Source organism: Chitinophaga sp. YR627 (assembly GCF_900114995.1).
Taxonomy (GTDB): Bacteria; Bacteroidota; Bacteroidia; order Chitinophagales; family Chitinophagaceae; genus Chitinophaga.
The window spans coordinates 23,641-45,477 of sequence record NZ_FOUX01000005.1; the positions used below are offsets into that span (position 1 = coordinate 23,641).

14 protein-coding genes are annotated in these 21,837 nt (G+C 47.2%); 5 read left to right on the forward strand and 9 right to left on the reverse strand.

Annotation, left to right across the window (positions count from 1 at the left end):
- Positions 1 to 37: 37 nt before the first annotated feature.
- From BMZ72_RS24985 to rmuC, 5 genes are all read right to left on the reverse strand, one after another.
- A complete protein-coding gene (locus BMZ72_RS24985) occupies positions 38 to 550 on the reverse strand; it encodes a sigma-70 family RNA polymerase sigma factor (protein ID WP_089812429.1) in 513 nt (170 codons plus the stop codon).
- Between the two features lie 139 nt (positions 551 to 689).
- Positions 690 to 1,070, reverse strand: a complete 381-nt coding sequence (locus BMZ72_RS24990) for a response regulator (protein WP_089812430.1) — start codon at positions 1,068 to 1,070, stop codon at positions 690 to 692.
- 28 nt (positions 1,071 to 1,098) lie between these two features.
- A complete protein-coding gene (locus tag BMZ72_RS24995) occupies positions 1,099 to 4,710 on the reverse strand; it encodes a response regulator (protein WP_089812431.1) in 3,612 nt (1,203 codons plus the stop codon).
- Positions 4,711 to 4,794: 84 nt separating this feature from the next.
- Complete coding sequence (locus BMZ72_RS25000; protein WP_089812432.1) at positions 4,795 to 5,487, reverse strand: basic secretory protein-like protein; 693 nt, start codon at positions 5,485 to 5,487, stop codon at positions 4,795 to 4,797.
- Between the two features lie 61 nt (positions 5,488 to 5,548).
- Positions 5,549 to 6,970, reverse strand: coding sequence for a DNA recombination protein RmuC (rmuC, locus tag BMZ72_RS25005; protein ID WP_089812433.1), 1,422 nt, complete (start codon positions 6,968 to 6,970; stop codon positions 5,549 to 5,551).
- 297 nt (positions 6,971 to 7,267) lie between these two features.
- Here rmuC and BMZ72_RS25010 point away from each other — a divergent pair, with 297 nt between their 5' ends.
- Positions 7,268 to 7,873, forward strand: coding sequence for a porin family protein (locus tag BMZ72_RS25010; RefSeq protein ID WP_089812434.1), 606 nt, complete (start codon positions 7,268 to 7,270; stop codon positions 7,871 to 7,873).
- A gap of 82 nt (positions 7,874 to 7,955) precedes the next feature.
- Here BMZ72_RS25010 and BMZ72_RS25015 read toward each other — a convergent pair whose 3' ends face one another.
- The 3 genes from BMZ72_RS25015 to BMZ72_RS25025 are packed head-to-tail and all read right to left on the reverse strand — an operon-like array spanning position 7,956 to position 11,919.
- Positions 7,956 to 9,653, reverse strand: coding sequence for a DUF885 family protein (locus tag BMZ72_RS25015; protein WP_255373288.1), 1,698 nt, complete (start codon positions 9,651 to 9,653; stop codon positions 7,956 to 7,958).
- An 8-nt stretch (positions 9,654 to 9,661) separates the two neighbouring features.
- Positions 9,662 to 10,909, reverse strand: a complete 1,248-nt coding sequence (locus tag BMZ72_RS25020; RefSeq protein WP_089812436.1) for an NAD(P)/FAD-dependent oxidoreductase — start codon at positions 10,907 to 10,909, stop codon at positions 9,662 to 9,664.
- 8 nt (positions 10,910 to 10,917) lie between these two features.
- On the reverse strand, positions 10,918 to 11,919 hold the full coding sequence (locus BMZ72_RS25025; protein ID WP_089812437.1) for a 4-hydroxyproline epimerase: 1,002 nt from the start codon (positions 11,917 to 11,919) through the stop codon (positions 10,918 to 10,920).
- 226 nt (positions 11,920 to 12,145) lie between these two features.
- Here BMZ72_RS25025 and BMZ72_RS25030 point away from each other — a divergent pair, with 226 nt between their 5' ends.
- Complete coding sequence (locus BMZ72_RS25030) at positions 12,146 to 15,757, forward strand: PAS domain S-box protein (RefSeq protein WP_089812438.1); 3,612 nt, start codon at positions 12,146 to 12,148, stop codon at positions 15,755 to 15,757.
- 181 nt (positions 15,758 to 15,938) lie between these two features.
- On the opposite strand, the gene BMZ72_RS25035 is transcribed toward BMZ72_RS25030, so the two are convergent.
- Entirely contained in the window at positions 15,939 to 16,394 is a 456-nt protein-coding gene (locus tag BMZ72_RS25035; protein WP_089812439.1) for a hypothetical protein, read from the reverse strand.
- Between the two features lie 251 nt (positions 16,395 to 16,645).
- On the opposite strand from BMZ72_RS25035, the gene BMZ72_RS25040 reads away from it, so the two are divergent.
- The 3 genes from BMZ72_RS25040 to BMZ72_RS25050 all read left to right on the forward strand — a co-directional run bounded on the left by BMZ72_RS25040 (position 16,646) and on the right by BMZ72_RS25050 (position 21,830).
- Positions 16,646 to 17,545, forward strand: coding sequence for a helix-turn-helix domain-containing protein (locus BMZ72_RS25040; protein WP_177222929.1), 900 nt, complete (start codon positions 16,646 to 16,648; stop codon positions 17,543 to 17,545).
- A gap of 101 nt (positions 17,546 to 17,646) precedes the next feature.
- On the forward strand, positions 17,647 to 18,708 hold the full coding sequence (locus BMZ72_RS25045) for an efflux RND transporter periplasmic adaptor subunit (protein ID WP_089812441.1): 1,062 nt from the start codon (positions 17,647 to 17,649) through the stop codon (positions 18,706 to 18,708).
- 8 nt (positions 18,709 to 18,716) lie between these two features.
- The gene (locus BMZ72_RS25050) at positions 18,717 to 21,830 is read left to right on the forward strand and encodes an efflux RND transporter permease subunit (protein ID WP_089812442.1); all 3,114 of its coding nucleotides are present in this window, start codon (positions 18,717 to 18,719) and stop codon (positions 21,828 to 21,830) included.
- Positions 21,831 to 21,837: the final 7 nt, after the last annotated feature.

A 21,837-nucleotide genomic window follows, 5' to 3' on the forward strand; every position in this document is an offset into this window, starting at 1 on the left:
TCTTACTCATTCTGGGCAATAGGTTTTTCGTTGGCACTCATAGTCTTATCCGGAGTATCAGGGATTTTAGGGCTGCTGCACTTTGGCTTATCAACACCTGAATACCATGTAATATAGTTGAAAAATCCGGTCGAAATCTATCGTCTGATAATAAAGACAAACTGATTCCTTCACTACAATCCACCGACACCTGTCTCCTCCGCAGCATCAGGAACCCCTGTAAAGGTACAAGGACCGGCTGCATCAGTAAGAACCCCGGATCGTTTGTTAATCTGTTATTGGATCCTTTTTTCAGTATTAGTACACAATTGTTATGTACCAGTCTGTAAAAATAGCCGCCAACTGAATGTTCTATTTCCAAATATAACTTCTCTTCCCATACCTTCACAAATACACTTCTTACCAGCCCCTCCGCATCTTCCATATTGTTCAGCATCATACGTGCCTTTAAACAGAGCGGCTTATAATATTTCATAAAGAAATACTGATAAGCTTTTATTTCGCCCTCTTTAAGCGCAATAAGCATTGCCGAATCATCCATTTGCTGCATAAGAGTTGTTTTGGGGATATGTTAACAGTTGTTAACGTAAATATCCGTTTTCCGGCAGCGCAAAAGAGTTAATTACATGTTAACACGCATATATTATGCATTGTTTCACAGGTGAAAGATAAATAATATTTGGGCTTTATTACATATTGAATTTATTTTTCAGGATGTCGAGTAGTATATCCTGGTCGATAGGTTTGGAAACATATTCGGAGGCCCCTGCTGCCAGGCATTTTTCACGGTCCCCCACCATCGCCTGTGCAGTAACGGCTATTACAGGTATAGCGGCCGTACGGGCATCTCCCCTTATTCTGCCAAGTGCTTCATAACCATCCATTTCAGGCATCATCATGTCCATCAGTACAATACCAATGTCCTGCTGATCTGCCAGTAATTGTAACCCTGCCTGTGCATCCATCGCTGTGATACAGTCATATCCTTTGGCTTTCAATACCATCCGCAGTGCGTAGATATTCCTGGTATCATCATCGATGATCAGCACTTTCTTTGAAGAGGATCCCATGCTGTTTGTATTCTTAGTCTTTTAATGATCAACCTCTTGCATTATCATACAACCACACCCGTAACAGTGACACCAGCTGGTCTATATCCACCGGTTTGGAGATATAGTCAGAGGCGCCCGCCCTGATACATTTCTCACGGTCGCCCAGCATCGTTTTGGCTGTCACCGCCAGTATCGGCAGATGTCTGTATTTAGGGATATCCCTGATGGTCCGGATCGTCTCATAACCATCCATTTCCGGCATCATCATATCCATCAGTACAATATCTATCTTAGGATTATTCTCCAGCTGCTGCATCGCCTCTTTTCCATCCAGCGCAGAAATGATCGTCATCTTATGCTGTTCCAGCGCTTTTGTGAGAGAGAAGATATTACGTACATCATCATCTGCGATCAGCACTGTCTTACCCTGTAACACTTCTTTCAGTGGCCCCTGTTGTTTCCGGGCCGGCTTATTATGACCAGCCTTTTCTTCTACCAGGTGCAGGAACAGCGCTACCTCATCCAGCATACGCTGATAGGAATGAGCCGTTTTGATCACGATAGAATCTGCATACTGACGAATGCGGTTTTCCTCTGCACGGGACAGATTCTTACCGGTGAAGATAATGATCGGCAGATTCTCCAGTCCCGGGTTGCTCTTCACTGTTTCCAGCGTCTCATATGCATGCTGGTCAGGTACACCCATATCCAGGATCACGCAATTGACGTCCTTTTTCTGTAAAGCTGCTACGCTGCTGGTGATATTGCCTGTGATCTCCGTACTGACATTAAAGTTTTCCAGGAAGTATGCCAGCGCCTCTGCGTGTTTCGGATTCTCCTCCACGATCAGCACTTTCTTCGGATTCTGCATCAATGCATTTTCCAGTTGCTGGAAGATCTGTGGCATTCTGTCCAGCGCCATTGGCTTGTTGATGAAATCTACCGCTCCTTTCTGCAGACTCTCCTTCTTCGCTTCCAGTGAAGAAATAATATGCACCGGAATCGGACGGGTCACCGGATTGGATTTCAGTGCTTCCATTACCTGCCAGCCACTCTGTACCGGTAATACGATATCCAGCAGGATAGCTGCCGGTCTGTAACGTTGCGCCATCTCAATACCATGATCCCCGCGTACCGCTACAATGCCTTTATAACCACGTTTACGGGTGAAATCCAGCAGGATGCCTGCGTATTTTGTATCATCCTCCACAATCAGAATGGTCTTGTCTTCAGCCTTCAGGTTATCCCTGTCATCAGGTATTTCCTGTGGTATTTCCGTCGCGATATAATCGTCTTTCTTTTCCCTCGCCTTTACTGCTGCATGGTACACTTCCTCCGCCTGTTGCTGTGTAGCTTCCTGTATGGATTGTTCTTTGCCCTCCTGCGGATGAAGCGGGATCGTAACAACAAACTCACTGCCATGTCCCGGCTCACTATCCAGCCTGATCTCGCCACCCAGCAGTTTTGCCAGTTCACGGCTGATAGACAGGCCTAATCCTGTACCACCATATTTACGACGGGTAGAACCATCTGCCTGTTTGAAGGCTTCGAATATCACCTGCTGTTTTTCAACCGGTATACCGATACCAGTATCTCTCACGGCGAATCTTACAACGGAAGGGTCCTGCGCAACTGCCGTCACCTGGAGGGTAACAGCACCTTTTGCAGTAAACTTCAGCGCATTGGACAGCAGGTTTTTCAGGATCTGCTCTAAACGCATCTTGTCGGTTTCTATCAATGCCGGCGCATCTGCCATTACCTGAACATTCAGGGCCAGGTTCTTTTCGCGGGCAATAGGTCCGAACAGCGCCTCCATATCGTTACAGATCTCATGTACCGGTACTGCTGCAAACTCCAGGTCCATCTTACCGGCTTCGATCTTGGACAGATCCAGGATCTCATCGATCAGGTTCAACAGCCCCTTACCGGAACTCTGGATCACCTGTGCGGATTCTATCTGGTCATCTGAAAGGTTCTTTTCATTGTTCTCCGCCATCAGTCTGCTCAGCAACAGGATAGAGTTTAATGGCGTACGCAGTTCATGGGACATATTCGCCAGGAACTCCGATTTATATTTCGTACTGATTTCCAGCTCTTCTGCTTTCTTCTGTATTTCCAGGTTACGCTCTACGATCACCTGGTTGCGGTCTTCCAGCAAACGGGAACGTTCCTCCAGTTCCTGGTTGGCCTGTTGCAGTTCTTCCTGCTGTACACGCAATTCCTCTTCGGAAGCCTGCAGCTTTTGCGCCTGTGCTTCCAGTTCGGTATTGATGTTTTCCAGTTCTCCGTGTTGTACCTGCAATTCTTCTGACTGTGCCTGTGTCTCCTCCAGGAGTTCCTGCACACGGCGGCGGTTTTCGGAGGTATTGATCGCCACTCCGATATTATGCGTCACTGATTCCAGGAAAGCCAGGTCATTGGGTGTGTAAGCGGTCAGTGAAGCCAGTTCGATCACACCTCTGACATATCCCTCATAGTGAATCGGCACTGCCACGATATTCCTTGGACGGATCTCTCCGCTGGCATAACTGATCGTAATATTTTCAGGGGTGATATCCTGTAACAACAATGTTTTGCCACTGGCGGCACATTGTCCGACCATTCCCTGTCCGACAGGTATTTCCCGGCGGTTGGCAGTATTCGCGAGTGCGAAACTACCGGTCAGGTATAATTTATCAGCAGGGCCTGTAAGGTATAATGCTGCTACCTGGCTATGTGTATATTCTGCCAGAAATTCAATAATATGTGCGGTTAACATCTCCACTCCTTTCTCACCCACCATCCTGTTATTCAGTCCAGCAACACCCGTCTGATGCCATTCCTTGTCTGCCAGTTCGTTGAAGGAAGTTTCCAGGGAGAGTGCCATTTTATTCAGGGAGATGGACAGGCTACCCAAACCATCTTTTTCTTCATCGTTCACCCGGATGGTGTAATCGCCCGCAGAGATCTTTTCTGCAATACTTCGTATAATATCAATACGGCGGGTGATCTCACGATCTTTCTCTTCCAGTGCTTCCTGCAAACGGGAACGTTCTTCAAAATCACGTTTGACGCGTATATAAAAGACAGAAGTGATCAGCAGGGCTAATAATGCGGCTATCACGATAAGAATAGGTGTATAACCGGAAATGCGGTTAAGGCTTGCCGTACGGACAGCCAGTAATTTCTTTTCCCGGTCTTCCATATAACTTACCAACCGGCGGGCATCATCCATGATAATACGCCCGTTCTGTAAGGTATCAAAACTGATCGTCTGACCGTTCTTACGCGCCTGAATCGATTCACGCAGTAATGACTGGCGGCGTACCACCAACAGGCGTAACTGCTCCACAGCCACCTGCTGCTCGTTATTATCCTGTGTAAGATCTTTCAGATTATTAAGCGTGGCCTGTACGCTGTCATAGGCGCCTTTATAGGGGTCCAGGAAACGGTCGTCTCCTGTTAACAGAAAACCGCGCTGACCGGTTTCCGCATCCTTCATAAAAGACAATGTACTTTCCAGTTTGAGGATCACCGTATTAGTATGATCCACCCAGTAGGCACTGGCCAGGAGATTGCGAATACTAAAAAAAGAGGCAACGGAGCTCACCACCAGCAGTAGCAGTGATACCCCAAATCCAATCAGCAGATTCCTTTTAAAAGTAGCTTTCACTTTCATCCATTATAGTTAAAACCTGTAAATACTTAAGCAGTGTATATCATCAAAAGGGCCCCGCCCCTTGCGGGACAGGACCTTTTGGAATTAAATGGCCGGGTTGGCGGCATATTCTTTCCACAGTTCATCCAGTGTGCTTCCTGTAAGCTCTTTCCAGATCTCAGCTGTGTATTTTTTTTCACGCATTGAGGAATCCAGTTTCCTCACTATGTTCTTATTCTTATGTTTTTCGATCCATAAGAGGAAACGGGCTGTAATTCTGTAGCTCTGTGTGTAGTGCTGCTTTTCGTTAAATTCAGGCAAAGCCCATTTAGCGCCGGCATTGTCTACCCCCATCTCATTCCTGACATAATCAGCGATTCCTTCTGTGATCCAGCCAGGACCAGCACGGTGAGGATAAGCCTGTACGATGTGCATGGCTTCATGCGTTACGACATCGATATCACCCGGATGACTACGGAACCAGGCAGGATTGAAAGTAACTACATCTCCGCTGGTAGCAGCAACGCCGTCATAGGCAGGATCGATTACAAAAGTTACCTTTTTTGCTGTTTTCTTGTTGTAGCGCGCAGCTTCTTTCGGATAAACCACAAAGAATGCCTCGATCAGCCGTTTTCCGACAGCGGTGTCGAAATCAGGCGCCTTGTTCGTGTATTCGAGCGTATAGCCTTTACGGGTGATCGTTTCTGTCTGCTGCGCATGTGTCAGCGTAGGCAGTGTGCAAAGGGACAGGCATAGCAAGCCCACAGTTCTTTTCAGACCTTGAGTAGAGTGAACCATTAATTACGTGGTTGTTGTTTAATACAAATTAAAAATCAGCCACAAAATAATCAATATTGTTTCACCTGGTATCCTCTCCTTCTTCCGGCATGGATTCTTCCTGTTGCAGTGCACTGTATCTCACACCCGCTTCTATTGGCTTTACGTCAGGCAACGGATGCTTCAGCGCTGGTCCCAGACTGTACAATTTCCGTGCCTGTGGCACAAACCGGCTTTCAAGGGAGGCGACGGCATCGTTGTAGTGGTTGAGTACCGTTTTCAGACTGCCGCCTATGTTAGTGAAGTGTCTTAATAATACGTTTGTACGGTTGTACAGCTCTATTCCTGCCATGCGTATATCCTCGATATTGGCCGCCACATGCAGCTGCTGCCATACAAATCCTACCGTGCGCAGCAAGGTGATCAGGGTGGTCGGGGTCGCAAATACCACCTTATTACGGATACCGTCCTCTATCAGGGTCGGATCAGCCTGCAGGGCAGCGCCAAAGGAAGACTCGATCTGCATATACAGGATCACGTAGTCTGGCGAATGCTGCCACTGACTCCAGTAAGCTTTGGCACTCAGTTTCTTCAGGTGATCGCGTACGGCTGCAGCATGCTGGTTCAGGAATACTTTGCGTTCTTCTTCATCTTCTGTTTCAAAAGCACGCATATAAGCGTTCAGCGGCACTTTAGAGTCAACAATGATCGTCTTTCCTTCCGGCAGCTTGATGATCATATCCGGACGTAATACGCCGTCCTCGGATTGCACAGATACCTGCTCATTGAAATCACAGTGTTCCGTCATACCGGCAAACTCCACGACCCTGCGCAGCGCGATCTCTCCGTAACGGCCCCTGATATGCGAGGTCTTCAGCGCGCTCACCAGGTTATGGGTTTCCTTCTGCAGTTTTTCCGTGCTTTGCTGGATCCCCAGTATGAACTGGTTGATCTGTCCGTACTGCTGCTGACGGTTACTCTCCAGCTGACGCATATTTTCGTCAAAGCGGTGCAGGGTCTCGTTCAATGGTTTTACCAGCGCATCAATTGCCTGCTGTCTCTTCTCCAGATCACCTTTTGCATCCGTTACCTGCGTTTCCAGCACCGACTTCGCCAGCGCCACAAAAGAGGCATTGTTGTGCTTCAGCGCTTCCGCAGAAATGGAATTAAAAGCTTCTTTCAGCTTCTCATTGGAATGATCGATAAACTCCTGCTGTTCACGCAGACGGTTCTCCGCTTCGCGATAACGGGCTTCCCCGTTACTTTCAATGCGGATCGTCTCCTCCTGCATGATCTGCAGACGGGTATGCAACTGCTCTATTTCAGATTGTTTATCCTGCACCTGGGTACGCAGGCCCCCTGCTGTCTCATTGAGGGCTGACAATTGAGTTTCCAGAACGGCAATGCTGGTTTTTAACTGATTACTCCTGATGACAACCTTTATAACCGCTCCCAGTGCGGCACAGGAGATCAAAGCGAAAATTATTACGATAAGATGGTCCATATTCGACCACAATGTTACTGGAAAACAATAATAAATAAAAAAAGAAGAGAAGCGTTCGCCAGGCAATAAAAGATACTTTTTTGCAGTTCGTCGATAATTACAGGGATTCTGTCCTGTAGTGCAAGGTCATTTTAAACCCCTGGCCCTAAAGGATATCTAACATCTGACAAAACTTTTAGGACATAATAATTATGATCTAGCATGAATTACGTATGTTTGCCCGCGAATTTTTTAGCCTGAATTGCGGACAAGCGACGTAATTCATTTTTGATCATCTGTAATCGTCAATTAGTATCTATGAAAAAAGGATTATTACTGGCAGGGATCCTTGCAGTAATTACAGGAACGGCAGCTACTGCACAACGTGTAAATTACGGGTTGAAGGCCACGTTAATGTTCTCTAATTTTAAAGGAGAGGGCATTAACCCAAGCTATAAACCAGGATTTCAGGGAGGAGCTTTCTTCGAATTCGACCTGTCAAAGGACAAAAAATGGGGTATCCAGCCGGAATTGCTTTTTACACAGACTTCAGCTAAAAAAGGAAATGACTTTGCCCAGAAATATGTGACCTATCACAATACGGAAGGCAGAGACAAGATCAAGGTAAGTGCAGCGAGCATTCCATTACTGGTACGCTACTCACCGATCCAGGCGCTGACCTTTAACCTCGGTGCGCAGTACACTTACATGTACTTCATCGATGAAAACCTGCTGAAAGCTAACAGAGACGCCTTCAAGAAAAGCGATATCGGCGCTGTTGCCGGTGCGCAGATCAATGTTGGTAACGTTCGTTTCATCGGCCGCTACGTACTGGGCCTGACCAATGTCAACAATATTCCGGCGCCTCAGTACGACTGGAAAACACATCAGATTACACTGGGTATAGGAGTTGCTTTCAAATAAGCGCTTCTCCACCATCATATTCTGCGATAAAAAAAAGGCCTGCACGATGTGTCAGGCCTTTTTTTTATCGCAGGAACGTAACTTAGAGCTTATAAAAACGCCAGTTTGTTTTGAAATCCTTTCCTATCCGCTGATTCGTCAGTATCACACGCAACATTTCCACCGGCAGCGAATTCTCCTTCATCACCGCATCGTGGTACTGCTGATACGTCATCTTACCACTGTCTACCAGCTCTTTCTTCAGCGCCATAAACTGTAATCCACCAATCATATATGCCACCTGGTACAAGGGACTGTAATCGCCTTTAAATGAACGGCGTACTTCTCCTGCTGCATTTGCTCTTTCATGGCCTACCCTGTCCACCAGGAAGTCGATACATTGCTGTGGCGTCCATTTGCCCAGGTGATAATTCAGCGAAAAAAGGATACGTGCACAACGGTGCATCCGCCAGAACAACATCCCGATACGGTCTTCTGGTGAACGGGGGAATTTCATATCCCACAGCAACATCTCCCAGTACAATGACCAACCCTCGATCCAGAAAGGCGTATCGAAATTGCGGTAGGTCTTATAACGGTTGTTCATGAATTCTTCCAGTGCATGACCGGCAAACAGTTCGTGGTGCACGGTAGCACGGGAGAAATGCGGGTTATTCCCCCTCATACTCATCAGCTTATCCGCCTCTTCCATATCATTGGTGGGATAGGAAATACTCAGCACCTCTCCTCCTGTAAAGAAGGGATTCACCAGTTGCCTGTCCGGCGTCATCATGATCATCCGCCAGGTCTCGGCCGCTAATGGCGGAATCGTGATCAGGTTTTTCTCTTTCAGAAAAGCCATCGACTCATCATATATTTTCATGATCGCATCCGGCTGTTCTCCGGCAGGCACATACGTATTCTTCACCTTCTCCATCGCCTTATGCCAGTCCTTTCCGAATCCCATTTCCTCGCTGGCCTTCAGCATTTCTGCATCACAGAAAGCAAATTCCTTATTGGCAATTTCAATTAATTCTTCCGGGGAATATGGGATCAGCTCATTTTGCAGCTGCCGTACCAGTTCATCTCTCCCGATCGGATAACCGGCAATGCCACTGCCGTCGTCCTTACCTCCCGGCATGGTTTTGATCTGTTGCTGCCAGAGCTCTCCATAAGCTTTTAACACGCTATCCAGTTGTTTATAGGGCGCCGGTATCCACCACGTGAACTGCGGATCGTAACCATCATAAAAATCATGAATACTATGCAGCGCCGTCTGTAATCCTCTGGTAACAGCCGCCCCTCTGCGAAGCAAAACGATATTCAATCCCTTTGCAGCACCCAGTTGTTTCGCTTTTTCCTGCAATCCGATGGACATTTCCCGTAGTGTCAGCGCCAGTGCAGCTGCATCCTGTTTCGTGCCTCTCCTTCTCAGCTTCTCTGATGCATAGATCTTATCTGCCTGCGGAAACCAGTCCGCCACCTGTTTATACTCCGTTTCTTCTATCTCCAGCTGCCGTATTTCGTCCTGTAATTTCAGTTTGAAGAGCACATAATCCACCCGTTCTCCAACGGACAGTTTCTCAAAATCCAATCCGTTGAGCTGTTGCAGATAATCGTTATAAAAGACCTTAAACCGGTCCCTTCTTTCCGGCGCATTTTCTATCCGGTAGAAACGCAGCAGGCTTCCCCTGTCAGCGTTATAATGCTGCTGAAGAGACGGCATGTCTTTTTCCTGCGCAAAGCCCCGGCCGGCTATCAGACAGCCAGCTGTTAACAAGCAGTAAATAAATTTCATCATAAGTTGGTTTAACTGAATCTTTCCACTTTAAAAGGCGAGATATCCATGGATAATGGCGCTTTGGTTACCAGTTCGCCGACCAGTTTACCAGTACCCGCTCCCAGACTGATCCCCAGCATGGAATGCCCGGTGGCCACTGTCACATTCGGATAACGTTCCAGCGTTCCGATATGCGGTAATCCGTCGGCACTACATGGACGGTACCCGTACCATACATCCTCCGGTGCCGGTAAAGGGATATCATAAGCCGGAAAATATCTTTTTACAGACTCCAGGATGCCCTGTACCCGCTGCATACGCGGAGGTGCATTGAGTCCGGTAATTTCCATTGTACCGCCAAAGCGGATCTTATTGCCATTCATAGGAGAAATAGCGACCCTCGCTTCGCTGAGAATAACCGAATGTCTTACTTTATAGGGCGCATTTTCAAAGGTAACGGAGTAACCACGGCCACCAACCATCGGGATCTTCAGTTGCAGTTCCCTGGCCAACTCCCGGCTCCATACACCTGCCGCAACTACCACATGATCTGCTGCGTATACGGCGGATGTAGTTTTGACGCCTTTTACCCTATTGCCCTCCGTAATAAATCCCGTCACTTCCTCATTGCCCCTGAACTGTACAGCGTGTGTGCGCAGCCAGTCTTTCAGATTTTGCATCAGCTGATTGGGATACAGCTGCGCATCCCCCGGAAAATAAACCGCTCCTAACGCATTTATAGCCGTATCCGGCTCCATTTGCTGTAGGGTGGCCTTATCTATCAGCCGGGCATCCAAGCCCAGCGATTTAGCCTCTTTTATAGTCTCTTCCGCATGATGCAGGTTCTCTTCCGTATTGAATAACTCCAGCATCCCCTGCGGATCATAGGAAAAGTCCAGTCCGGGTACCTGTGTCCATTCCTCATACAGGCGTTTGCTCAACAGGGCAATATCCCTCAGGGGGACTGCAGAGCGCTCCACGTGTTCCCGGGTGGCGCTTTTCATAAACTGCCATCCCCAGCTGATCATATCCGGACTCAGACTGGGCCTGATATAAAAGGGACTTTTAGCGTTCAGCATCCATTTTAGTCCCTGTCTGACAATACCTGGCGTTGCCAGTGGCACAAAATGACTGGGACAAATGTATCCTGCGTTGCCATAGGAACAACCCTGCTGCATATCCGTTCTGTCGATCACAGTAACTGCATATCCTGCCTGTTGCAGATAAAAAGCGCTGCTCAGACCTATAATTCCTCCACCGATAATGAGTACTTCCATATTGTAGTTTAAATCACCTGTAATCCGTATGCATACGGATCATCTTCCGGGTCTATTGTAATGGTATTATATCCGTAAATTCTGGCCCAGCCTTCGATACCTGGTCTGATGGCCGGTACGCCGGCTACCGTGGTCTCTTCTTCTATCGTCCCGATAAAACGGGAACCGATGATACTCTCGTGAATGAAGTTGTCGCCTTTTTTCAGTTTGCCTTTGGCATACCATTGCGCCATACGGGCCGAAGTACCGGTACCGCAGGGAGAACGGTCAATAGCCTTATCACCGTAAAAAACTGCATTGCGGGCAGTAGATGCAGGGTCCATGACCGCGCCGGTCCATAATACGTGTGAACAGCCGTTTATATGAGGATTGTCCGGGTGTACGAAGGTGTATTTTTCATTGATGCGCTTCCGCAATTCCCTGGCCCAGCCGATCAGCTGAGAAGCCGTATAGTGTTCCAGTCCGGGAAAGTTCTCCTGTACATCCACGATCGCGTAATAGTTGCCGCCGTAGGACACGTCCACTTTCAGCAGTCCCAGATCCGGGCATTCTACCTCCAGGTCTGTCGCCGCCAGATAGGAAGCCACATTGGTCAGTTTGACGCTTTTCACCTTTTTTCCCTCCTGTTTGTATTCGATGAGTACCAGTCCTGCCGGCGCCTCCATACGTACCAGTCCGGGCGTCTTTGGCTGAATAAGTCCTTCCTCTATCGCAATCGTGATCGTACCGATGGTACCATGTCCGCACATCGGCAGACAACCACTGGTTTCGATAAACAGTACCCCCACGTCATTGGCCGGATCATGCGGCGCATACAGGATACTGCCGCTCATCATGTCATGACCACGGGGTTCGAACATCAGTCCTGTTCTGATCCAGTCATATTCTTTCAGAAAATGATTCCGCTTTTCACTCATATTATTTCCGTGGAGTGCAGGTCCTCCCCCGGCTACTAACCTGACGGGATTCCCGCAGGTATGCGCATCGATGCAAAAAAATGTTTTCTTCACGAGTCCTTTTGGTTCTGTTTGACAAGATTTGGTTGATCACCCTTTTTTCAAAAATACCAGTTGAGGTTGAATAGGATATTGCAGGTTTTCACCAATGGTGTGCAGAAATTAACATAAATAAGTGACATCTCACCTGATAAGTTTCAGGGCCTGTTTCCCCCTTTTTTATTGAAACTCAGTATGTATTGATTATCTGACTATATTGCAGCTATAGTTCCATGTCCATATGAATGAGAATGCTGCCCCCAAAAGTGAGATGGAAAGGTTAAGAGCGCTCCAGGAGTACGGGTTGTTGCAACTCATACCCCAGCCGTCCCTCGATCAGTTTAGCATACTGGCGCCCCTTATCTGTCATTTTCCCTTTTCCGCAATCTGTATTGCCGGAAATGACCAACAACTGATCATTTCTGCTACCGCTGTACCTGGTGTACAGGAAACATCGCCTGAATGGGGCTTTATGCAGCAGATCGTGCGCAAAGGCCTCTTCACAGAAGTAACAGACACCCTCAATGATCCCCTCACCCGCGATAACAAAGCGGTTGTGGCAGCGCCTCATATACGTGCATTTGCGGGTTTCCCGTTGCGCGATAAGCAGGGCTTTATGCTGGGTGCGTTCATTGTCATGCATACCGAACCGGCCAGTCTGACCAGCAACGAGCAGACGGCCTTGTCCATCATTGCAGAAAAGATCTCCAGTACCATACAAATGAACCGGCGGAGGGAAGAAATGCATTATTTCACCAGGCTGTTTGACCTTTCCGAAGGACTGGTATGTATCACTGATTTCTCCGGCAGATTGTGGCAATTTAATAAAGCATTCACCACAGTGCTTGGCTGGCCGGAAGCGGACCTGCAGACGATGTCCGCGCTCGACCTGGTGCATCCTGATGATACGGCCAGCACCGGAAAGGAACTCGCGAAAATAGGGAAAGGTGAATCCACCATTTCTTTTGCTCACCGCGTAAGGACTGCCGACGGCGATTACCGCCTGATACAATGGGTGGCCACGCCCGAACCGCACACCGGAAACATCTTTGCCATGGGCCGGGATATTACCAGTGAAACACTCAAAGAGCAGGCCCTGATCGAAAGTGAGACCAATGCCCGTACTTTCTTTGAAAACTCGCTGGGAATGATGTGCCGGCATGACCTCGCCGGTAATATTACCTACGTCAATAAAGCAAGTGCTGACAGCGTCGGATACAGTATAGAGGAACTCTTACAGATGAATCTCTACCAGCTGATCCCGCAACAATACCATGCTGACCTTGACCAATATCTCATCAATGTCAGAACTAAAGGTAAATTGACGGGCCTGATGCATACACAGCATAAGAAAGGGCATATCCGTATCTGGCTGTTTAACAATGTGCTGGTCAACGACGGGAAAGGCGGCGCCTATGTCATTGGCAATGCCGCCGATATCACCGAGCGCCATGAACTGGAAACAGACCTCAAACGCACCAAGGAGCTCCTGGAGCGTACCAACCAGGTCGCCCGTATCGGTGGATGGGAGTTTGATCTCAGCAATCAGAAATTATACTGGTCGACCGTTACCTGTGAAATACATGAAGTTCCCGAAGACTTCAGGCTCACACCCGAAAATGCCTGGTCATTTTATACCAATGGGAACCGCGCACAACTGGACGCCGTTGTACAACAGGCTGTCCTCGACGGTTCTCCCTGGCAGATAGAATTACAGATCACCACCTGGCGCGGCAGAAAACTATGGATCAGATCAATAGGGCATGCCGAGTTTGAAGACGGCGTGTGTAAAAGATTATACGGCACCTTCCAGGATATTGACGAAAAGAAAAAGGCGGACCTCGCCATTCAGCAGTCCAGGCAACTACTGGAAGATGTACTGGAATCTGCTTCTGAGGTCAGCATCATCGCAACTGACCACGAAGGCATCATCACCCTCTTTAACACAGGTGCAGAAAGACTGCTGGGATATGAAGCCAGAGAGGTCACCGGAAAGGCATCCTGGACCATCCTGCATGCGGAAGAAGAGATCATTAACCGTGGAATCGAATTATCTGCCTTATCCGGACAGCATATCGAAGGTTTCGGGGTATTCACCTATGTACCCGAACTGGAAGGCTCTGAGCGCCGGGAATGGACCTATATCCGTAAAGACGGCTCACAGATCATCATATCAATGGTGGTAACCCCGATAAAGGACAATGCGGTTATTACCGGTTATCTCGGCATTGCGGTAGATATCACCGAAAGAAAAAAGGCAGAACGCGACTTAAAAGAGGCCAAGATCCAGGCGGAATATGCCAGTAAAGCCAAGTCGGAATTCCTGGCCAATATGAGCCATGAAATCCGTACACCGCTCAATGGCGTGATCGGCTTCACTGACCTCGTACTCAAAACAGCCTTAACCGAAACACAGCAGCAATACGTGTCGATTGTCAATCAATCCGCTAATTCCCTGCTGAGCATCATTAATGATATTCTTGATTTCTCCAAGATAGAAGCTGGTAAAATAGAACTGGATATCAGTAAATGTGATATCTATGAATTTAGTAGTCAGGCGAGTGATATATTAAGTTTTCAGGCACAGCAGAAAGGCCTGGAAATGTTGCTGAACGTATCTCCTGAACTCCCCCGTTTTATGTGGGCGGATATCGTCAGACTCAAACAGATCTTACTCAACCTGTTAAGCAACGCAGTTAAATTCACCGAAAAAGGAGAAATTGAACTGGAGATAAAACCGATCGCCTACCCTTCCCTGGGTATGACAACCATCCGTTTTGAAGTGCGGGATACCGGTATCGGCATCCGTAAAAACAAACAGGAGAAGATATTCGAAGCCTTCCTCCAGGAGGATATTTCCACGACTAAAAGATATGGCGGTACCGGACTCGGATTAAGCATTTCCAATAAACTCCTGGCCCTGATGGGTAGCAGACTGCAACTGGAAAGTGCAACCGGCAAAGGCAGTACCTTCTTCTTTGATCTGACCGTCAGAACTGAAGACGGCGAACCAATAGAATGGGGTAACATGGACCTCGTCAGGGATGTACTCATCGTGGATGATAATATCAACAACCGGACGATCCTTAAAACCATGCTGCAGCTGAAAAACATCCGTTTTGACGAAGCTGCCAATGGTATTGAGGCTTTACAATTCCTGATGACCAAACAGCACTATGACGTCATCCTGATGGATTACCATATGCCGGTCATGGATGGTATCGAAACTATCCGTAAGATCAGGGAGAATTTCAGCGAACTGGATAAACATCCCGCCATCATCCTGTTACATAGTTCAGCCGACGATGAAAAGCTGATCAGGGCCTGCGAAGAACTGCATGTCAGTCAGCGGCTGCTTAAACCTATCAAGATACAGGAGATGTTTCATGCCCTGTCTCATCTGTACACGAAAGAAGATATGGAGAATACACTACAGGTCAATAAAGAATCCCGAAAAATAAAAGGTAATATCAGAATACTCATTGCTGAAGATAACCCTATCAATATGCTGCTGGCCAGCACGATTATCCGGAAGATCGCACCGGCCTCCCAGATCGTAGAAGTGAAAAACGGCCGGGAAGCCGTGGAGAGTTGTGAACAACACCTGCCCGATATGATCTTCATGGATATCCAGATGCCTATTGTGAATGGCTATGAAGCCACCGGCAGGATCAGAGAATTGAGTCCGCATGTACACATCCCTATTATCGCACTGACAGCCGGTAATGTAAAAGGAGAACGTGATAAGTGTCTGGCCGCAGGTATGGATGATTTTGTCACTAAACCTTTTGTCGAGAGCAACCTGGTAGCAGTGTTTGAGAAATGGTTGACCCGGCGTTCTGTGGGGAGGTGATCTTTTCGGCGGAAATACTTGTCTGCGCCGCTTTTTCGCCCTATTCCTTCGATTAAACCCTTACTACGCCGGTATTATGCCGCTATTTGTCCGCTCATGAGCGAAGAGATAGCGGCATAATACCGGTGTAATAGCGGTGTAATGCGGAAAATACAGCAAGAAATACGTTATAACTCCTTTACTATTGACCACATTGTTTTCGTATAATTTTAAGCCAGCTTGAATCGTATGTAAGTGTTAACACACTATCCCTGCTGGGAGACAGATCAATTAGCGTCCCGGTTTCCAGATCAAGATTTAATATTCCCAATAATGCACTATCCCCGTTACTTATATGATAAACATTTATCCCCAATGAGCCATCATCACCTGGCTCATCGCTGATGTGGATGCGATAACCCGATAGTTGCAAATTTTCAAGTGGCGTATAATTGCTTGTCTGAAACATCCGATTAAGTGCTTCATCACAATCTATACCACTCCTATTTCCTGATTGCTCCTCTTCAATAGCACGGCTTCCTACAGCAGTATCTTTTTGAGAAGCCACGATTGTGCTGTCATTTACGACAACCGCTTTGGACGTTTCATTACACGCCCAGATAACAATACAAAAAAGTAAAAACCAACATCTATTCATTAGAGATATAATTTAGTATAGGAGATATTTCAGGTAAACTCAGCGCTAACTTTCCAGTGAGCAAAGTTATGTACTAATGATAATATTGCAATTTTTCACATATTACTCTTTTAGTATTGTAACTACTCCCCATTTCCTTCATATTAAGCCAGCTTCCCCTATGTTTGATTTTTGCAGCAAATAGATTGAATATGGTAGCAGTCCCCCCTGTGAAAGGATATAATTTTGCATCGTTATTTAATCTATACACCATGGACCAAATATATACTGTTGAGGATTTCTACCGCGCCAAGCTCAATTGGATGCCAGAGAATCTGAAGAACGAACTGGGTCATTTCAATGTATTCAGACTGAGTGATTTTGTACATAACAGTACTAAATGTGAGTCGTATGTACGTAAGGAATACTTTAAAGTAAGCCTGATCAATGGTCGCCATAAATATGAATATGCAGATAAAACCATTCAGATAGAAGACAATGCACTGATCTTTGGCAATCCCAATGTCCCCTATCACTGGGAACCAATGGGAGACACACTTTCCGGATATGTCTGCATATTCACAGAGTCATTCTTTCATCAGTTTGGCGCTGCAAAACTCAACGAATACCCGGTATTCAAACCTGGTGGGCATCCGATCTATTTTCTTTCTGACACACAAAAACAACGTATCTCCAACGTCTTCAACCGTATGTTTGATGAGATCAGTTCGGAGTATACCTACAAATACGATGTGATCAGAAACCTTGTATTCGAACTCGTACACGAAGCCATGAAAATGGAACCGGCCACCACATTATTTACCAATAGTAATGCCTTCGCTCGTATCGCATCTCTCTTTCTGGAACTACTCGAAAGACAGTTCCCTATCTCCTCTCCCATGCAACGGGTGAAATTCCGTTCACCAACTGATTTCGCCGGACAACTATCCGTGCATGTCAATTCACTGAACAGGGCACTGAAGGAGACTACTGGTAAAACCACTTCACAACTGATCTCACAGCGTATATTACAGGAAGCCCGTTCCTTACTGAAATATACAGACTGGAACATCTCTGAGATCTCCTGGTGTCTGGGTTTCGAAGAACTACCACACTTTATCAACTTCTTTAAAAAGAATGTACAGGTAACACCTAAGTCTTACCGTAGCTAAGCATACATCATAAATGCGCAACCAGGAGAATAACCGGCATCCATATGCCGGCATGACATTGCCATGCCCGTACATCACCATAAAACATAAAATACAATACGATGAGTAACGATCTTATCAAACAACAAACACTACTATTATTCGCAGGTATTGTGATAACGCTATCCGCCTGCGCAACATCCGCATCCGACAAAAAACAGGATCATACAAAGGTAGCGACTCCCGGTATTCCCGTGGATGCGATGATACTCAAACCGGAAAACCTTTCCGAAAACATGGAGATCTCCGGTACACTCGCCGCGGTACAGGAAGTGAATATCATGAGTGAATTAAGCAGAAAGGTAAGCAGCGTATATGCGGCAGAAGGTAAACAGGTGGGCGCTGGTACCCTGTTGTTTAAATTAGATGATGCGGATCTACAGGCGCAACTCGACCAATATCTGCAACAGGAAAAACTCGCTGTCATCAATGAACGCCGCCTGGCTGATCTGATCGCCAATCAGGCTGCCATACAACAGGACTATGACCAGGCATTAACCAGTTTACGCGTATTACAGGCACAGATCAGACAGATCAGGGTGAATATCGAAAAGACGCGTATAACCGCTCCTTTTGCGGGTAAAATAGGCCTGGTGAATATACATCCCGGCGCCCTGGTTACGCCCGGACAAACGCTCACCACCCTGGAAGACAAAAGCAGGATAAAAGTAGACTTCTACATTCCTGAAAAATATGCCGCCAATTTCAAAACCGGCGATCCTATTCACTTCAAAGTGGAATCCAACAATAAAGATTACGATGGTACCATCATCGCGCAGGAAGCAAAGCTGAACAATGACACCCGTACACTGCTGCTAAGGGCCATTACCGGCAATACAGACGGCGAACTGCTGCCTGGTCAGAGCGCCAGGGTATCTGTCAGTTTACACAATGTAAAGGACGCTGTGATGGTGCCTAATCAGGCATTGATGCCCTCCGCAGCTGGCTACAGCGTATTTGTGATAAAAAATGGTAAGGCCGATATCAAAACAGTAAAGACCGGCGAGCGTAATGCCAATACCATCCACATCACCGAAGGACTGACAACCGGCGATACAGTAGTCACCAGTAACATGCTTCGCCTCTCACCTGGTGCAGCTGTACAATTTACTTCCATCAAATAACATCCATCATGGCATCTTTATCTAAAATAAGTATCACCCGCCCCGTACTGGCGGCTGTCATGTCAGTACTGATCCTGCTGCTGGGTATCGTCGGATATTTCTTCCTGGGTACCAGGGAATATCCGGTAGTCGATTCTCCGGTAGTCACGATCACAACAGTATATCCCGGCGCAAGCGCCGATGTGATCGCATCACAGGTTACCAAACCACTGGAAGAAGCGATTGCAGAAGCTAATGGTATCCGTACCATCAAATCCGTTTCCCGTGAACAGGTCAGTGTTATTTCTGTCGAATTCAACCTGAATACCGACCTGGAAGCCGCGGCCAGTGATGTACGCGACAAGGTATCCAAATCAAGGATGCAGCTACCGACAGACATTGAACCGCCTGTGGTAGAAAAGTCAGGTCCTTCAGAAGCACTGGTATTCCTGATCGTACAGAGTAAAACAAAAAGTCTGGAAGATATCACCGACTTCGTCAATACCAATATCAAAGAAAGACTGCAGTCTATTCCTGGTGTACGTCTTGTCAATGTGTATGTAGGTCGTAAAAGATCTATGCGCCTGCGCATGGACCCTGTTAAGATGAGTGCTTACGGACTGACACCAGCTGATATACAACAGGCCTTACAGCGTGAAAACGTAGAACTGCCCAGTGGCAGGATCGAAGGACAAAATGCAGAAGTCTCTCTCCGCACAAAAGGAAGACTGGTCACAGAAGATGATTTCAACAACATGATCATCAGCCAGAAAAACGGCGCCATGATCCGTTTCAAAGATATCGGTATAGCCGTCATGTCGTCTAAGAACGAGCGTACCTCCATGATCACCTTCAGAGGACCTACGGCTAATTTCAGCGTGGGTACGAATGTGAGTCCGCAGCGTGGCGCTAACTCACTCGCTATCGTGGATGAGTTTAACAAACGTTTCGAAGAGATCAAAAAGACAGCTCCCAAAGACTACGAGATCACATTGGGTAAGGACTTTACCGAACCTGTACGTAATTCACTGGAAGAAGTAGAAGAATCGCTTTTCCTGGCCTTTATGCTCGTATCGCTGATCATCTTCATATTCCTGCGTGACTGGCGTAGTACCATCATCCCTTTAGTGGCTATCCCGGTGTCTATTATCTCCGCATTCTTCATCATGTATGTAGCTAACTACTCCATCAACGTACTCACCTTACTGGGTCTCGTGCTGGCGATCGGTCTGGTAGTGGATGATGCGATCGTAGTACTGGAAAACATCTATAGTAAAGTAGAAGAAGGCATGACGCCAAAAGAAGCAGCGATCAAAGGATCTGATGAGATCTTTTTTGCCGTGATATCTACTACTATCACACTGGCGACTGTATTCCTGCCCATTCTTTTCCTCGGTGGTGTAACCGGACAACTATTCCGTGAATTCGCAGTAGTCGTATCCGGATCAGTGATGGTCTCTGCATTCGTCGCATTGACATTATCTCCGATGATGAGCGCCTATCTGCTGAAAGCACATACCGGCCATAACTGGTTATACCGTAAGACAGAACCTTACTTCATCGCCTTCAATAATGCCTATGAAAGGTCATTAAAAGCCTTCCTGCGGGTACGCTGGGTAGCGTTTATACTATTAGCTGCTTCCTTCGGAATAACTTGCTGGCTGCTACCCAAACTGCCTTCTGAACTGGCGCCACTGGAAGACCGTTCCAGTATCGGCATCGCGGTGATCGCACCGGAAGGAACGTCTTTTGAAAGTATGGAAGCGACCATGAAAGAAATAGGTCAGTATATCAAAGACTCTATTCCCGACCATAAGGATGATATCACCTATGCAGTCACCGCAGGTGCAGTTGGCGACCTGGAACAACCGGTTAACAGCGGCTTTCACTGGATCTTCCTGGAGAAACCGGAACACCGGAAAAGTAAACTGACACAGGCACAGATCTATGATAAACTGGTAGCAGCATCCGGCAGGTTCCGTAATGTGTTGTTCATCCCTATTCAGTTTCCAACCATCAGTACAGGCGATAATACACAACCCGTACAGTACGTCGTACAGGCGCCCGGACTGAAAGAACTGACCGCCCTCATGCCGAAGCTCATGGAGGAAGTCTACAAAAATAAAAAACTCGTCTTCTCAGACCCCGACTTTAAGATCAACCGCCCGGAAGTAGGTATCAGCATCGACCGTGACAGAGCAGCGCAATTAGGTATCTCTACAGAAGAAATAGGGCGTACGCTGCAACTGGCACTAAGCGGAAGAAGATACGGGTATTTCATTTACAACGACAGACAGTATGAAGTGATCGGGCAACTGGACCGCAAGGATCGCTCCGCACCTACTGATCTGCGTTCCCTGAATATCAAAACACCGACAGGTGAAATGGTATCACTGGACAATCTCGTACAACTGAAAGACGCGATCAGTCCATCTGCTATCTATCGCTATGATCAGGCATACAGTGCTACCATCTCTGCAACACCGGCACCGGGTGTCAGTCTGGCGGAAGCGATCAAAGAAATGAATGAGATCACGAAAAAGGTATTACCCAAAGATTTCCGCACCAGTCTCGCCGGACAAAGCCGCGACTATGCAGAAGGTAGTTCCAGTCTGATGTACGCATTCCTCTTTGCCATTGTGCTCATCTATCTCGTACTGGCTGCACAGTTTGAGAGTCTGCGTGATCCTTTTATCATCCTGCTGACGGTCCCTATGGCACTCGCAGGTGCATTAATGAGTCTCTGGTTCACCGCACAGACGGTCAATATCTTCAGTCAGATCGGTATCATTATGCTGATTGGTCTGATCACCAAAAATGGTATCCTGATCGTAGAGTTTGCCAACCATGCCAAACAGGAAGGTGCTTCGCCACTGGAGGCCGCCAGGGCCAGTGCAGTATCACGATTCAGACCTATCCTCATGACCACCCTCGCTATGATATTAGGTACACTGCCAATTGCGCTTTCGCTGGGCGCTTCTTCCGGCAGCCGTAAGTCACTGGGTATCGTAGTTGTAGGCGGATTGGTATTCGCAGGTATATTGACGCTCTATGTCATCCCTGCTGTCTATTCCTACTTCTCCGCCCATAAAAAACCAGCTGCACATACAACGAAAAAGAATGAAAGCATCGCAGCGGTTTGAGGATTTA

Coding starts and splice junctions, on each gene's coding strand:
- BMZ72_RS25035 (WP_089812439.1), bottom strand. CDS start 16,394: ATGAATAGATGTTGGTTTTTACTTTTTTGTATTGTTATCTGGGCGTGT.
- BMZ72_RS25030 (WP_089812438.1), top strand. CDS start 12,146: ATGAATGAGAATGCTGCCCCCAAAAGTGAGATGGAAAGGTTAAGAGCG.
- BMZ72_RS24985 (WP_089812429.1), bottom strand. CDS start 550: ATGCAGCAAATGGATGATTCGGCAATGCTTATTGCGCTTAAAGAGGGC.
- BMZ72_RS25050 (WP_089812442.1), top strand. CDS start 18,717: ATGGCATCTTTATCTAAAATAAGTATCACCCGCCCCGTACTGGCGGCT.
- BMZ72_RS25010 (WP_089812434.1), top strand. CDS start 7,268: ATGAAAAAAGGATTATTACTGGCAGGGATCCTTGCAGTAATTACAGGA.
- rmuC (WP_089812433.1), bottom strand. CDS start 6,970: ATGGACCATCTTATCGTAATAATTTTCGCTTTGATCTCCTGTGCCGCA.
- BMZ72_RS25000 (WP_089812432.1), bottom strand. CDS start 5,487: ATGGTTCACTCTACTCAAGGTCTGAAAAGAACTGTGGGCTTGCTATGC.
- BMZ72_RS25040 (WP_177222929.1), top strand. CDS start 16,646: ATGGACCAAATATATACTGTTGAGGATTTCTACCGCGCCAAGCTCAAT.
- BMZ72_RS24995 (WP_089812431.1), bottom strand. CDS start 4,710: ATGAAAGTGAAAGCTACTTTTAAAAGGAATCTGCTGATTGGATTTGGG.
- BMZ72_RS25015 (WP_255373288.1), bottom strand. CDS start 9,653: ATGATGAAATTTATTTACTGCTTGTTAACAGCTGGCTGTCTGATAGCC.
- BMZ72_RS24990 (WP_089812430.1), bottom strand. CDS start 1,070: ATGGGATCCTCTTCAAAGAAAGTGCTGATCATCGATGATGATACCAGG.
- BMZ72_RS25020 (WP_089812436.1), bottom strand. CDS start 10,909: ATGGAAGTACTCATTATCGGTGGAGGAATTATAGGTCTGAGCAGCGCT.
- BMZ72_RS25045 (WP_089812441.1), top strand. CDS start 17,647: ATGAGTAACGATCTTATCAAACAACAAACACTACTATTATTCGCAGGT.